Raw genomic sequence first — 15,756 nt, 5'->3', positions numbered from 1 at the left:
CACAAGCTCAATACCTTTTTCATTAGCAGGACAGTACCCATCTTTGTTATACAACCGCTGTCCTCTGGAGTTTTTTTATTGGTTTATCAATAAAATAAGTTAACCTATCAATAATTATTTATAAAATACTTTTTTTAATAGCCTAAATACTAAACAAGTTTTTTAGTATTTTAATTTTTGTTTTTTATTTTTTGCACGTTTAAAATAAGAAGTTGGCACACTAGGGCAAACGACTTCTTTGAATTTTACGTCTTTATTTGAAGGTTGTATTGCTTCACCGTCAGCGGGTGTTGAGGCTTTATTCTTCTGTGTTTTGTTAGTATCTTTCATATATGATTGCTCATTCACTTGTATAATATCATTTGTTTTAGCCATTTGATTTTCCTTCTGTCACTAATACTGCATTCACTTGTTCTATTCTTTCTACTGCTCGATTGATGATCTCAACCACTTTAGTCGATTCATCCTTCGTCAATTGTTGAAGAACAATTTTATGCCTTAACAATGATTTAAATTTATCTACTGCACATTCAATTTCATTAGCAAACTGATTTCCGGCTTTCAATTCCTGTGCATATTTTAATTTTAGCTGAACTTCAGCTAAAATCTCAGCTTTGAGCAATAAAAAACACCGCCCTTCAGGTGTGATCACATAGCATTTACGGCCTTTCCCGTTATCTTTACCCTCTGTGATAAAACCTAATTCTTCTAACAAAGTCAAAGTTGGATATATCACCCCTGGGCTTGGGCAATAAAAACCAGCGGTTTCTTCCCCAATTTTTTTAATTAGGTCATAACCATAGTTTATTCCCCCTGTCAGTAAATGTAAGATATATATCCTCAACTGTTTTGGGTTGAACATGCGACTGACACTTTTGCCATTACATAAGCATGACCCTGACTGCGGTTCCCTTATCATTAAAACTCTCAGTGGTTATTCGCTATCAAAACCGATATATCTAACATAATAGCCATTTTTACAGAAAATGCTAGCTTTAGATATATCGGTTTTTCTCATATCGTGCTAATGATAATCATTCGTATATAAATCATACCAGCAATGTCGAGATAATATAGTGAAAAAATGCGATAAACTGACGATGAAGAAACCAGCCATTAAAATATGACTGGTTTACAATAAGAATGGTAATTAGCCTATATTAGGTAATATATTGAAAACTATACCTAACTGAACACCTATAACGATAATACCACAAATGAATACCAGTGATAACCCTAACCCGCCACCTAAGACTTGATACTTACGTTGATTTAATGCTCTGGATTTAAACGCCATCGCACTAGGTAATAACAACGCCAATATTGAAAGTGCTATCGCGGCATAGCCTAACGCCATCACAAACCCTTTCGGATAGAACAAGGCAAAAACTAGTGGTGGAGCAAAAGTCAGTATTCCGGTTTGTAAACGCCCTGATGCGTTATCTTGCCGTTTGAACAAATCCGCTAAGAAATCAAATAACCCTAATGCAACACCGAGGAATGACGTTGCTAAAGCGAGACTCATAAACATTTGAGCAACCAGTTCGGTTCTTTCAGATTGCGCTACATTTTTAATAGCATCTAACAGCCCGTTTAACCCTGCATTTTCAGCAAGAATACCCACGAAGGTCGTTGTACCTATACTTCCAAGAGTTGCTATTTGCCATAATATATAAGCGATTAAAGGAATAGCACTACCAATGATAAATATGATCCGTAATTTTTTTACGTCTCCTCCCATATATTTAACAATACTAGGCACACTACCATGGAAGCCAAAAGAGGTAAAAAATACCGGAATAGCAGATAATATCAGTACCTTTTCAGTCGGCGCCGACAGCAAATTTTGCTGTTCTACATGTGGTATCATTAACGCCAAAATAATCACTAAAAATACAATTTTTGCTGTAAACAATATACGATTAATAAAATCTACCGATGACGTGCCAAAACAAACTACCCCGCCGCCTATTACTGTGAATAGCACGATCCCCATCCAATCAGCCATTTCAATGGCCAAACTGCTGTTTAAATTTGATGTGATAATTTCCCCTGCACCACTAACGTAAGCTGCTGTCAGAGCATACATCAGAAACATCATGCTAAAACCGGTAATAAACTTACCGCCTGAACCTAAATAGCGCTGAGCAACACTCCCGATCCCCGTTTCATGGGATTCATGTTGATAAACTTCAACCAATAATAATGCGGTGTAACACATCAATGCCCATAACACTAATAGCATGGCTAAACTGGCCATAAAACCATTGCCAGCGGCTGCAATTGGCATAGCCAACATACCTGCGCCAATCGTAGTACCTGCAACAATAAAAACACTACCAAGCGTGCGATTTTTCATATTGAGATCCTAGCAAGTCAATTAAACACTAATTTTATAATTGGAATGATTGAGTTTATTTTCTTCATCAACGAGTTGTTGTAGCTTGTCTGCAAAGATATTTTTTAATTCCGCCCAGTAATTATCGAAATGCCCTTTATCTCGTAAACAGTGAGTCATAATTGCCGCCCTTAATACATATACTGAACGGACCTTCTGCCACTCTTCATCTGAAAAATGTGCGTCTCGGCATAGTTTTAACGGAGTATCTCCATATTCTTCATGAGTTAACGAAGTTGAGGAGGTTAGAAAATCATTAGAATAAGTGCGCCCTGAAGCATACGAACACAGCTCATATAACCGTTTATTTAATTGGTTTTGCTTTTCTAATGATGTGTTGCCTGATTCGCGGAACATAAAATTCACCATGTGGAAATCAGGTGCGGGCATTGCAGCAATTGAAAATTGACGGTCGCCAATAATAAATGGCTCACATTGGTTAATTTCCTGAATTATCCAATGAGCCGTCGTTACTCCTGCCGCGATCACCTTCCCATAGCCTAAAAGATTTAGCGGCACTAAACGATGTGCCGCCCATACCGCAGCTGCGGTTGCCCCAGATTTTGAACCTTCCATAATAGAAGAACCAAGCAACACATTCTGTACTTTGTCCGTTTTACGCTGTTTTTCTTGTACTTCCTCAAATACATAAGCAGCATGATAAGAAATCAAATCGACAATGCGCTTATCTTTCATACAAATAGCGCCAGCTGAATAAGGAATGAAACCAACTTTATGCGGGTCAACAGTAATAGAGTCGGCTTGGTTTAGTGCTTTAAAACTCTCGTATACCTCAGGCTTCGGCCAAACGATCTCTTTAGGGAATATCCCTTCACTATGATAGCGTTTAATTAGTGCATCATAATCAATGAATTGGTTATTTTCATCACGGAACATTGCACAAGCATACCCCGCATAAGCTGCATCAATATGCACATAAAATGAAACCCCGAAACGCTGTTCGCATTCCTCACGTAACTTAATGACTTCTTTAATGTTATCAATTGATCCTGTTTCTGTTGTACCCACAACAGCAACCACAGCAAGGATCGGTTCACCCCGCTCTATCAATGAAAAGACCGTTTCACGCATTTTTTGTACATCAGTTCGGTAACTTTCATCGACGGGTAACTGGACGATGTTCTGTTGACCTAAACCAAGAATATCCATCGCTTTCATCCATGAATAATGCTTGGATTGCGGCACTAATAATTTACCTAATTTTCCTTGCTCAATACCAACACCACGGCACGTTAAATCACGAACCTCTTCAAAAATGTGGCGTTTTTTTAATTCATCAATTAAGTCCAATATTTTACTAACCGGCAAATTCAGTAATTCTTTTTCTGATTTACCATTCAGTAAATGTTGTGCTTCTGGGTGTTGCACAACAGCTAATGGTAACGTTTTGATGTTTCGTGCCACCCATAACCCTTCATAATTGGCCACCGTACCACCAGAGGTAATATGCCCCCAAGCTTGTTGTACGTCATAGCCAAACATAGCGCATAAATCTAAACCAGCTTCTACTTCTAATACCGTTGTTGTAGGTGAAGATTCTTGTGCACAGTTATTGGGGTTGTACATCATCGCCATCACATAAGCGAGATTAGAGATCATCAGTGTATCGGCATTCATGTGCCCCATATAACGGGGTGAAAACCAAGGAACAGATGTTGTTTTTAGCTTTGAAGAGAGTTGGTTAAGAATACCCTCGGTACGGTATAATGTATCCCTATATTCAGGGGCATACCGGTCAACAGTAGAGATAAGGTCAGGGTCTTCAGGGTGGTATCCTGAACGCCAATGCATGTGCTCTGTGATGGAATACTCCATCATCTCTTTGAAAAACACCGCATTTTCTGATTTAGGGCCTAAGAACAAGGCATCGACATTCATTTTTGAATTTTTAAAATTATTCATTATTACTACACCTTCAAACTACAAATAACTTACGTTAATTGTCTTTAAGTTAATTAACTTAATATCATTGGAAAGTGCATAACGGGCTGTGTGTTTAAAAGACATCAATATGTTAATGATATACATTTTTTAAATATCATTTAACAAGAAAATATTGATAGACAAACCGTTAATGGCCAACTTATCTATAGATATAATCTATTCCTATTAAATTATTAATAAACTAATAAGAATTTCGTTCGAAATTGTGGGCGGGGACAAAAAATCAATAATTATTTAGCTGTAAAGAGATATTTACGGTAAAAAGACTTGATAGTGTAAATTATTTGTTATAAATGACAAGTGCTTTCACTACTAGCACATGCCATCAGCCAGTAGTGAAAACGCCAAGAAAAAAACAAATAATTAATTGTTTAATAAAACTATTTTACCCAGCAAATCACCAGATTCCATATGTTGATGGGCTTCTTTTACCTGTGTCAATTGGTACACTTTGTTAATAATTGGTTTTATTTTACCTTTTTGCAACATATCCCAAACTTGTGTTTTAAGATCTGTTGCAATCAATGCTTTTTCTTCAGTTGAACGGGAACGCATTGTTGAACCTGTATGAACTAATCGTTTTACCATTAACGGCATCATATTTAATTGTTTAGGGTTACCTTTCATCATGCCAATTTGAATAATCCGGCCAAATTTAGCGGCTACCTGATAGTTTTTCTCGACATAATCACCGCCTATAATATCCACCACCATATCAACCCCTCGTGATAAGGTGTAATTTAAAGCCGCTTCAACAAAATCATCGGTTTTATAATTAATGACACAATCAGCTCCTAGCTTTTTGGCTGCGTCAACTTTTTCTTCTGAACCAACAGTGGTGATCACTACTGCACCAAATGCTTTCGCTAACATAATCGCAACACTACCAATGCCGGATGTTCCTCCATGAATAAGTACCGATTCATCTTTTTTTAACTTACCAATTTGGAACACATTGGCCCAAACTGTGAAAAAGTTTTCTGGAATGCAGGCGCCTTCAATAAAAGATAATGAACCTAGCGGCAACGCTATGTCCTTATGTACTAAGCAATATTGCGCATACCCTCCACCTGCGACTAATGCACAAAGCTTATCGCCTAATTGCCACTCATCAACGTCATCAGCTTTAGCTACAACAGTTCCAGCAACTTCAAGCCCCATAATTGGCGATGCATCTGGAGGCGGTGGATAAGCCCCTTTTCTTTGAAAAATATCCGGTCGATTAACCCCTGCGGCCTCGACTTTTACTAACATATAACCTGCAGAAATTCTTGGTAGTGGTTTTTCTATTAATTGCAATTTTTCAGGCCCACCAGGTTCTATAATGTCAACAGCGGTCATTGTCGTCGGTAAAGATGGTTGAGCGTGTATCATCATAATCTCCCTTCTTAAAGTTAAGTTGAAAAATTGATATTTATAAATTTATTTTTGTGTTAAATTAATGCTAATTAGTTTAGTATTTATAGCTTGAAAGTCATATTTCTAAGTAATTATTATCGAAGTGATAGCAATCACCTTTTTTACTGTTTAGAGGTCAAAATTTAATCTACATCAAATTTAATCTTTAATAATCTTCTTTAATTTAGCATTAACGTCTAAATACGCTAACAATTAGCTCCTCTCTAATTGGCTTTTTTATCTATTAAGTCGATTCTGTCATACATTACTACTTACCAGTCTCATTATCTTATGTTAAAATTGACGCATATCAATAATTTTAACTTGATTGAGCCTTAAATATGATCCCAGAAAAAAGAGTTGTTCGTCGCATCCAGTCTGGTGGTTGTGCTATTCATTGTCAGGACTGCAGTATTAGCCAACTTTGCATTCCTTTTACACTGAATGAACATGAACTGGATCAACTTGATAATATCATCGAGCGCAAAAAGCCTATCCAAAAAGGCCAAGCTTTATTTAAAGCTGGTGATGAGTTGCGCTCATTATATGCCATTCGCTCCGGTACAATAAAAAGCTACACAATAACTGAGGAAGGCGATGAGCAAATTACCGGTTTCCACTTAGCTGGTGACCTTGTTGGTTTTGATGCCATTATTCATACACAGCACCCAAGTTTTGCACAAGCACTTGAAACCTCAATGGTTTGTGAAATCCCATTTGAAACATTAGATGACTTATCAGGCAAAATGCCTAATTTACGTCAACAAATTATGCGATTAATGAGCGGTGAAATTAAAGGTGATCAGGAAATGATCCTTTTACTGTCCAAGAAAAATGCTGAAGAACGATTAGCTGCATTTATTCTTAATTTATCTCATCGTTTTGCAGAGCGTGGTTTTTCACCAAGAGAATTTAGGCTAACCATGACTCGTGGTGATATTGGTAATTATCTCGGTCTAACCGTTGAAACTATTAGCCGTCTTTTAGGTCGTTTTCAAAAAAGTGGTATGCTTAGCGTCAAAGGCAAGTACATTACTATTGAAGATATGACGAAGCTAACTGATATTGCAGGTAAAGTTACAGCTATTACATGCTAACCATCCTAAACGGATCACATTCTTAGTGGTCCGTTTTCGTTTTTTTTCCCAGATTTCTTGCCTATTTAATGCCAATATCATAGTTTATCTATGTGGAAGTATCCGTATATCGAGAGGATTTCAATATGGCAAACTATAAAAACCTGCTAGTTGCAATTGACCCAAATCAGGATGATCAACCTGCATTAAGACGTGCTGTCTACATCGTGCAGCGTAATGGTGGACGGATAAAAGCGTTTCTTCCTATCTATGATCTTTCCTATGATATGACAACATTACTCTCCCCTGAAGAGCGTAATGCAATGCGTAAAGGGGTCATTAGCCAAAAAGCGGCCTGGATTAAACAACAAGCCCATTTTTACCTTGAAGCTGGGATTGATATTGAAATTAAAGTTATTTGGCATAACAAGCCATATGAGGCCATTATCCAAGAGGTTATTAGTGGAGAACACGACCTGCTACTGAAAATGGCACATCAAACCGACAATTTTGAATCAATAATTTTTACCCCACTCGACTGGCATCTACTTCGTAAATGCCCTGCGCCAGTTTGGATGGTAAAAGATAAAGTTTGGCCTGATCATGGCTCAGTTGTAGTGGCCGTAAACTTATCAAATGAAGAATCCTACCACGACGATCTCAATATTAAACTGGTTGAAAAAACTCGGGATTTAGCAACCCGTATCATTAAAGAACAAGAGATTCATTTAGTGAGTGCGTACCCTGTTGCACCGATGAATATCGCCATCGAGCTGCCGGATTTCGACCCTAGCCTATACAATAACGCTCTTCGAGGCCAACACCTAATCGCGATGAAGGAATTACGCCAAAAGTTTGCTATCGATGAAAAATACACTCATGTCCGTGAAGGGCTACCTGAAAAAATAATTCCCGATATGTGTGAAGAACTACACGCCGGTGTAGTTGTATTGGGGATTTTAGGCCGTACAGGGATTTCTGCTGCCTTTTTAGGTAATACAGCTGAGCATGTGATTGATAAACTCAAATGTGACTTATTAGCCATAAAACCGGATGGCTTTGTATGTCCTATCAGTGCAGCTGATGATGATTGATTTCACTTCCCCCCATTTTTAATGGGGGGTTCCTATTAACACTTATTTCTACATTAAATAGCGGCCAAGGTTTCATCGGGTTGTAAATGACTTGATTAAACCTATCAAGCTCTACCTCATCTCAGGCTTATATTGTAAAACCATCTTTCAATATTTTGTCGTCATCAGTAGTAAATTATCCCCCTGTAAAACAGGGGGAATAATAAAGATGTAAAAGCAATTTAAATAAGCTAAAACCATCATAAAAAATACAATTTGCTCAAAGTTGAGCAGATTTGGAAATATTTTACATAGAAATTTTCACAAATAAAGGAGCGGATTTTATAGTATTATTGATTTCCTCTGTTTTAGCATAAGCCGCATCAGCATCAGTTGTATTAAAAATCACAACACAATCAATTAATTTATTCTCTAAAAAACCAATGAAATCATTTTTATTCACTACGCCAAACGTGATGTTATTATCCAAACCTGAAATAACTTTATTGCTATTTTCATAATTATCTATATCCTTAACAACCTTATTAGCCAAATTAATATATGATGTTTTCAGATTAAATACTTTTTTTCTGGTATCTAAAGTTCGATTATGCTCTATTCGCTCAAACTCAGTCATTTCTTTACTATTTAATTCTTCATTTAATCTACTAATATTAGCATTTAATTCCACCATATCTCTTTCAAAATTACTTACATGTCTAAGATGATTTGGCCCAGTATATTCCCCATTTTTTTCATAGTTATTTATCGCGGAATAATTTTTGTTAGCCTTATACAATAATTCCCCATGCTTACGGTAAAGAAGTGTAGCTTCAAGCTCCACATTGATTAAATACCTTTCAACATCATAAGGTAGGTCAGACAATATTTTTCGTAGTTCACTCCCTATTGCAGGGATATTATCGAACTTATCGAACATCCCTTTTAGTTTTGTAGATCGTTCCAAAATTGAAGTAGCAGCCTTTTTTCGAGAGCCTGGATTATCAATATAACCTCTTATTTCAGATATTAATTTATTATGAGTATCTATGCTACCCTTTAATTCATTATAATGATTATCAATCTGTTCAAGATACTCCTTAACTAATCTATATTCTTCAGGCTTAAGTATTTCACTCTTTCCTTGGAGGTCTACCTTCAAGATACGTTGGCGTTCTGGCTCATTTTTTGCCATATGTTTTTCATATAGCTCAGTTATTTTTCGCACATATGAAATATTATTATTTGTAGAAATTATGGAACATTCTAAATCAATAATATAATTAGCCTGAGTAGCTTTATCAAACATAGCATTTTTCATTTTAAAACTCCGTTTTAAGAAAATAAAAAAGTAAGAGCAGGAAAAACAATAATACATTAAATACCCAAAAACAAATTTAATATTCGTATATTACGCACATTAAAATAACAATAAAAAAATACCATTATCACAATGAATGATTATTTCAAATAGATAATAAGACATTTGATGATGTATGATTTTATTTTCCATCTAAACTTTAAAGTTAAATAATGTATCTAATACCTTATTTAATAAAGCCATATCCAGTTTTATGCTTAATATATTAACAAGGCTTAACACCATAAAAGTGGGGCTACTGGTATCGACCAATAGCCCCATTATATTAATTAAACGTTTTAATTATTTAGTAGTTATAGTGCACGTAAGATGGCATCAACGCTATCTTTCGCATCACCAAATAACATTTGGGTATTTTCTTTAAAGAATAATGGGTTTTGTACACCGGCATAACCTGTATTCATCGAACGCTTGAATACAATGACATTACTCGCTTTCCAAACCTCAAGCACTGGCATCCCAGCTATTGGGCTATTTGGGTCCTCTTGTGCCGCAGGGTTAACTGTATCGTTAGCACCAATAACTAGCACAGTATCGGTATCAGAAAAATCGTCATTAATTTCATCCATTTCTAATACGACATCGTAAGGAACTTTCGCTTCCGCCAATAATACGTTCATATGCCCTGGTAAGCGCCCAGCAACTGGGTGGATACCAAAACGAACTTTGACCCCACGTTCCCGCAACTTAGTGGTAATATCAGCAACAGGATATTGAGCTTGCGCCACAGCCATACCATAACCCGGAGTAATGATCACTGATGTTGAGTTTTTTAGCATTTCAGCGACTTCTTCCGCTGACGTTTCACGATACTCGCCCATCTCTTCTTCAGAGCCAGTCGATGACCCATCGGTACCAAACCCCCCCGCAATAACACTAATAAATGAGCGGTTCATTGCCTTACACATAATATAAGACAGAATTGCACCTGAGGAACCAACCAATGCACCAGTTACGATCAGTAAGTCATTACTTAACATAAAGCCTGCCGCCGCTGCTGCCCAACCTGAGTATGAGTTAAGCATCGAAACAACGACTGGCATATCAGCACCACCAATAGAGGCGACCAAGTGCCAACCAAAAGCTAATGCGATCACAGTCATGATTAACATTAAGAACACTTGTAAACCAACGCTTTGGGTCTTAACGAAAATCACTAACAAAATAAATGAAACAACCAGTGCCGCTAAGTTAAGTTTATGTCTATTTGGCAACATCATCGGTTTAGATGACATTTTGCCTGACAACTTGCCGTAAGCCACAACCGAGCCCGTAAAGGTCACCGCACCAATAAAGATACCTAAGAAAACCTCAGTTAAATGAATATTTTCCATTACGACATCAGCATGTGCTTCACTTGCGATAAAGCTATTGAAACCGACTAGTACCGCAGCTAAACCAACAAAGCTATGTAAAATAGCCACCAGTTCAGGCATTTCCGTCATTTCAACTTTTTTTGCTAAACGGACTCCAATCACGGCACCAATCACCATGGCAACGATCATCCAGCCCACATTTGCGCTATGGGGACCTAATATGGTAGCAACGAGTGCGATAGCCATCCCCACGATGCCATAAGTGTTCCCTCTTTGAGAACTTTCATGGCGCGATAGCCCCGCAAGGCTAAAAATAAATAGGATAGCAGCAACAATGTAAGCCGCTGTCACAATTCCACTTGACAACATAAGTTACCCCTTATCCTTTACGAAACATTTTTAACATGCGTTGAGTTACTGTGAACCCACCGAAAATATTGATACTTGCTATCAATATGGCAATAAAGGATAAGAAGCTTACCCAGCCACCACTCCCTATTTGGAGTAAGGCACCGACAACAATAATCCCTGAGATTGCATTCGTGACTGACATTAATGGTGTATGTAATGCATGAGTCACATTCCAAACCACGTAATAACCAACAACACAAGCAAGTGCAAATACCGTGAAGTGTGATAAAAACTCTTTTGGCGCTGAATTGGCAAACCAACCAAATAATACAATTGCTAATGCCATCAAGCCATATTTCACCACTGGCGACATCTTTTTCTCAGGCGCTTTAACCTTTTCAACTGGTTGCGGCTTCGCCTGCGGTTGAGCAGATACCTGAATTGGAGGTGCTGGCCAAGTGATTTCCCCTTGTTTGATCACCGTTACACCACGAATAACGAGGTCGTCGAAATCGATATCAATTTCACCATTTTTATCTTTACACAATAATTTCATCAAGTTAACAAGGTTAGTACCATATAACTGTGATGATTGTGTTGGTAGGCGGCTTGGTAAATCTGTGTAACCAATAATTTTTACACCATTATCAGTAACAACTAGCTTATCAGCTTGAGTTAACTCACAGTTCCCCCCCGTTTGTGCGGCTAAATCCACAACCACACTTCCCGGCTTCATTGATTCGACCATTTCTTTAGTAATCAATTTAGGAGCAGGTTTTCCAGGGATCAGAGCAGTAGTGACAATAATATCCACGTCTTTAGCTTGAGCCGCGAATAATTCCATCTCAGCCTTGATAAAGGCTTCTGACATCACTTTCGCATAACCATCGCCGCTTCCAGCTTCTTCTTTAAAGTCCAATTCAAGGAACTCAGCGCCCATACTTTGGACTTGCTCTTTCACCTCTGGGCGAGTGTCGAATGCACGAACAATCGCACCAAGGCTGCCAGCCGCGCCAATAGCCGCAAGCCCAGCAACCCCAGCCCCGATGACCATGACTTTTGCTGGCGGAACCTTACCTGCTGCGGTAATTTGACCAGTAAAAAAGCGACCAAATTCATGGGCAGCTTCAACAATCGCACGATAACCGGCAATATTTGCCATTGAGCTTAGCGCATCAAGTGATTGTGCTCTTGAAATACGAGGGACTGCATCCATAGCCATCACATTAATATTACGCGCTTGTAGAGCATCCATTAGCGCAGCATTTTGAGCTGGCCAAATAAAGCTCACCAGTGTCGCTCCCTCTTTTAATAACGGTATTTCATCTTCCAGTGGAGCGTTGACTTTAAAAACAATATCAGCTGCAAATGCAGTGTCACGATCAACTATTTCTGCACCTACCTGCTCGTATGCTACATCATCAAAACTCGCTAAGTGCCCTGCGTCTTGTTCTACACAGACAGAAAAACCCAACTTTACTAGTTGAGTCACTGTTGAAGGTGTAGCAGCAACACGCGCTTCATTGGCAAGTCGTTCTCTTGGTATACCAATACGCATAATGTTCCCTTTTTAAAGCCTAAAGTAATGTTGTTGATTGAATGTTTGCTAAAATAATGACCATCATCACAGAGAAAAGTCTTATTTTGTGTATAAACAGATTTTTAATGTTCTAATAACCTACTGAAAATATGCTTCTTGATCCATAATTGATCACGATTCTTAGACAGTAAATGGAATTCGCAGTGAAAATCTTAGTTTTAGGTCAATAAAATACTGGATACTTTAAAAAATCTGGTAAATTTAACTAGTCAATAATTATTTATTTCTTATAAAAAGAAAATCATGAGACAACAGGTTCAGTTACGTGTAATAATCACGTACATGTGATACAACTAAGATTCAGCACTTTTATAATAAATTGCGCAAGGCGGAAGGATTTTGTATGAAGCTGAAAACTACGGTCATCGCAGCCGCGGTGTTATCATTAACTAGTATAACTGCTACTCAGGCGGCTGTTGAATTGACGCCAAAACAGGCTACTGAATTAAAACCTTATGAGCGTATAACAGTTACCGGGCGCTTTAATGCTATCTATGAAGCATCCGATGCAGTCTCCCGTAGGGCTGATAAAATGGGGGCGTATGCCTTTTACATTCAAAGCCTTGATGATGTAGGTGATAGCGGCAACATGCGTGTTGTTGCGGATGTCTACGCGAAAGATGCACCTAAAGTCGACGAACCAAAACGTCGTGTCTTTGGCGGTGTTGAAGAAATGACTAAAACTGACGCTGCACAGTACGAACCTTTCGATACTGTTACAGTTAGCGGTTTTTACCCTTCTCAACCTGACCTTTACGAAGCTATTGCAAAAAAAGCGCTCGAAAAGAATGCAGCATCATTCTATGTCGTACGTAATATTGCAATGAACGATGGTGGTAATACCTTAGCAACCGCGTACATCTATAAAAAAGATGCACCAAAACGGCAAGTTCTCAATGAAGATGCTGTTGTTCCCGCTGATTCAGATGCAGGTCGAGCGCTGCTCGCTGAAGGTGGTGAAGCGGCTAAAAAGGTAAGAATACCTGGTGTTGCTTCATCCGAAGAACCCACAACAGCGGTAGGTCGTTTCTTTGAAACTTCTAGCAGCCAACCTGGTCGAACAAGTGTAACACTACCAAGTGGCTATGTAATTGAAGAAGTCAATAAAACAGCTGCTGCACAAATGGTTCCATTTGATTCAATCACCTTCTCTGGTTACTACACAAATACACCAGAAGTACGTTATCAAATTGCAAAACGTGCTGAAGCGAAAGGTGCCAAATATTTCCATATTACAAGAGAATGGCAATCTAACGGTGGAAGTGTCACCATTAGTGCCGATTTATTTAAGTAATAAATAACGTCTCTAAAAAACCAGTCTAATTATCTAGGCTGGTTTTTTTATTTTAATAACTCAAAATGCTTGAAACCCCATCTTTACCTCTTTCTTCTGATACTTTTTCATCATTAACATAAAAGTGAATAAATCATCCAATAAAATGCATACTTTCCCATTGCATATCGGCCATTTCATTCGTAGAATCCCACAACTTAAATTACGGCAGTCAAAGTCACTAGATTATTTAAACCTGCCAGTTAAACTCATTACTGCAATGACGTTTTAACGTCATTTTAACTTTTGATTGCTAAACACTCAGGATTTACTTTGAAAAATACATTGAGCCTTACTGCACTAACCGCCCTTGTTCTTAGTTCAATGGTTGGTGCTGGTGTATTTAGCCTTCCGCAAAATATGGCCGAAGTGGCTAGTCCACTCGCTTTAATCATTGGTTGGTCTATTACAGGTGTTGGGATCTTATTTCTCGCATTTGCTCTATTACTATTGTCTCGAATACGCCCTGATCTAGATGGCGGCATTTTTACCTATGCAAAAGTTGGCTTTGGTGAACTCATCGGGTTTTGTTCTGCGTGGGGTTATTGGCTCTGTGCCGTTGTAGCAAACGTGTCCTATCTCGTTATTGTTTTTGCGGCGATCAGCTTCTTTACTGATACCCCTGATAACATTATTTTTGGTGATGGAAATACCTGGCAGGCATTGATAGGTGAATCAATACTATTGTGGTTTGTTCATTATTTAGTTCTACGAGGCGTACAAACCGCCGCCGGCATCAATAAATTAGCAACAATGGCTAAATTAGTTCCCCTTGGCTTGTTTATTGTCTTGGCGTTTTTTGCATTTAAATTAGATATCTTTAATGCAGATTTCAGCGGAATAGACCTAAAAATGCCGGTTTGGGAACAAGTCAAAGATACTATGCTAATTACCCTTTGGGTATTTATTGGTATTGAAGGTGCTGTAGTTGTTTCTGCACGCGCAAAAAACCGCAGAGATGTTGGTTTAGCAACAGTCTTTGCGGTTAGCTCAGCACTAATCATCTATATCCTTGTTACCCTACTATCACTCGGTATTATGCCTCGCGCTGAACTTGCAGAAATCAAAAACCCATCAATGGCGGCTTTGATGGTTAATTTAATGGGCTCAAGTGGTGATATCATCATTGCTGCTGGGTTAATTATTTCGGTATGCGGTGCTTATTTAAGCTGGACAATCATGGCTGCAGAAGTACCTTATATTGCGGCTCAATACCAGTCATTCCCTAAAATTTTCAATAAATTAAATAAAAATGATGCCCCATCTTCATCATTATGGCTAACCAACGGTGCGGTACAGCTCTCACTGGTTTTAATTTGGCTCAGTGGTAGCAATTATAATACATTGCTAACAATTGCCTCTGAAATGATTTTAGTGCCTTATTTCTTGGTTGGCGCATTTTTGATGAAGGTTGCATTTGAGCGCCATAACAAAGCATTACTTGCCGTCGGATTTATTGCCAGCATCTATGGTTTATGGTTACTTTATGCATCAGGTTTAATTAACTTGCTATTATCTGTGGTGCTATATGCCCCTGGCATTCTAGTCTTTTTCTATGCTCGCCAACAACAGACCAATAAGGCCCCATTAAAAACGATAGAAATAATCATGGCTTATGCTATTGCTGTCGCAGCAATACCCGCACTCTATTATTTACTCGCATAGCGTCCATCATTTAGGTAGGCTTAGTCTAATATTATTAAGCCTACCTTCTTTGACCATATAGGCTCATCATTCTCACTGTATAAATCATCTTTTTTCGTTATCTCCCCCCTCTCTTTGTTTTCAATTTCAACCTAGTTAAATGTTTATTTTGTACGAGCACAGTGGCTAACTGGATGTAATTCTTACAGTATGTTGTAACT

At 38.2% G+C, this 15,756-nt stretch carries 12 protein-coding genes; 4 read left to right on the top strand and 8 right to left on the bottom strand.

The features are described 5' to 3' along the window. Positions 1–162: 162 nt before the first annotated feature. The 5 genes from P3L56_RS09890 to P3L56_RS09870 all read right to left on the bottom strand — a co-directional run bounded on the left by P3L56_RS09890 (position 163) and on the right by P3L56_RS09870 (position 5,737). Positions 163–375 carry a hypothetical protein gene (locus P3L56_RS09890; RefSeq protein WP_042843838.1) on the bottom strand — a complete coding sequence of 71 codons (213 nt, stop codon included), beginning with the start codon at positions 373–375 and terminating at the stop codon, positions 163–165. Further along, complete coding sequence (locus P3L56_RS09885; protein ID WP_232370530.1) at positions 368–862, bottom strand: PadR family transcriptional regulator; 495 nt, start codon at positions 860–862, stop codon at positions 368–370. Before P3L56_RS09885 ends, P3L56_RS09890 begins: the two co-directional genes overlap by 8 nt. Before the next feature lie 288 nt (positions 863–1,150). Then, positions 1,151–2,299, bottom strand: a complete 1,149-nt coding sequence (gene tyrP / locus P3L56_RS09880) for a tyrosine transporter TyrP (RefSeq protein WP_230232918.1) — start codon at positions 2,297–2,299, stop codon at positions 1,151–1,153. Between the two features lie 81 nt (positions 2,300–2,380). Continuing rightward, positions 2,381–4,321 (bottom strand): pyridoxal phosphate-dependent decarboxylase family protein, encoded by a 1,941-nt coding sequence (locus P3L56_RS09875; protein ID WP_166684914.1) that lies wholly within the window; start codon positions 4,319–4,321, stop codon positions 2,381–2,383. Between the two features lie 405 nt (positions 4,322–4,726). Further along, positions 4,727–5,737: an NAD(P)H-quinone oxidoreductase gene (locus tag P3L56_RS09870; protein WP_405030462.1), complete on the bottom strand. Its 1,011-nt coding sequence runs from the start codon at positions 5,735–5,737 to the stop codon at positions 4,727–4,729. 365 nt (positions 5,738–6,102) lie between these two features. Between P3L56_RS09870 and P3L56_RS09865 the strand changes: the two genes are divergently transcribed. Then, complete coding sequence (locus P3L56_RS09865) at positions 6,103–6,858, top strand: FNR family transcription factor (protein ID WP_042843842.1); 756 nt, start codon at positions 6,103–6,105, stop codon at positions 6,856–6,858. A 125-nt stretch (positions 6,859–6,983) separates the two neighbouring features. After that, positions 6,984–7,931 carry a universal stress protein UspE gene (uspE, locus tag P3L56_RS09860; protein ID WP_048607154.1) on the top strand — a complete coding sequence of 316 codons (948 nt, stop codon included), beginning with the start codon at positions 6,984–6,986 and terminating at the stop codon, positions 7,929–7,931. A 286-nt stretch (positions 7,932–8,217) separates the two neighbouring features. On the opposite strand, the gene P3L56_RS09855 is transcribed toward uspE, so the two are convergent. The 3 genes from P3L56_RS09855 to pntA all read right to left on the bottom strand — a co-directional run bounded on the left by P3L56_RS09855 (position 8,218) and on the right by pntA (position 12,516). Further along, positions 8,218–9,231, bottom strand: coding sequence for a hypothetical protein (locus tag P3L56_RS09855; RefSeq protein ID WP_272686002.1), 1,014 nt, complete (start codon positions 9,229–9,231; stop codon positions 8,218–8,220). Positions 9,232–9,584: 353 nt separating this feature from the next. Further along, on the bottom strand, positions 9,585–10,973 hold the full coding sequence (gene pntB, locus P3L56_RS09850; protein ID WP_042844348.1) for a Re/Si-specific NAD(P)(+) transhydrogenase subunit beta: 1,389 nt from the start codon (positions 10,971–10,973) through the stop codon (positions 9,585–9,587). Positions 10,974–10,986: 13 nt separating this feature from the next. Next, positions 10,987–12,516, bottom strand: a complete 1,530-nt coding sequence (gene pntA, locus P3L56_RS09845; protein WP_048607149.1) for a Re/Si-specific NAD(P)(+) transhydrogenase subunit alpha — start codon at positions 12,514–12,516, stop codon at positions 10,987–10,989. A 385-nt stretch (positions 12,517–12,901) separates the two neighbouring features. On the opposite strand from pntA, the gene ydgH reads away from it, so the two are divergent. Next, entirely contained in the window at positions 12,902–13,852 is a 951-nt protein-coding gene (gene ydgH, locus P3L56_RS09840; protein WP_071548056.1) for a DUF1471 family protein YdgH, read from the top strand. 363 nt (positions 13,853–14,215) lie between these two features. Then, positions 14,216–15,556 (top strand): amino acid permease, encoded by a 1,341-nt coding sequence (locus P3L56_RS09835; RefSeq protein WP_395346592.1) that lies wholly within the window; start codon positions 14,216–14,218, stop codon positions 15,554–15,556. Positions 15,557–15,756 lie beyond the last annotated feature (200 nt).

Source organism: Providencia sp. PROV024 (genome assembly GCF_032709665.1).
Taxonomy (GTDB): Bacteria; Pseudomonadota; Gammaproteobacteria; order Enterobacterales; family Enterobacteriaceae; genus Providencia; species Providencia huashanensis.
Note: the sequence above shows the minus strand (reverse complement) of the source record. Positions and strands in the feature narration are given on the sequence as shown.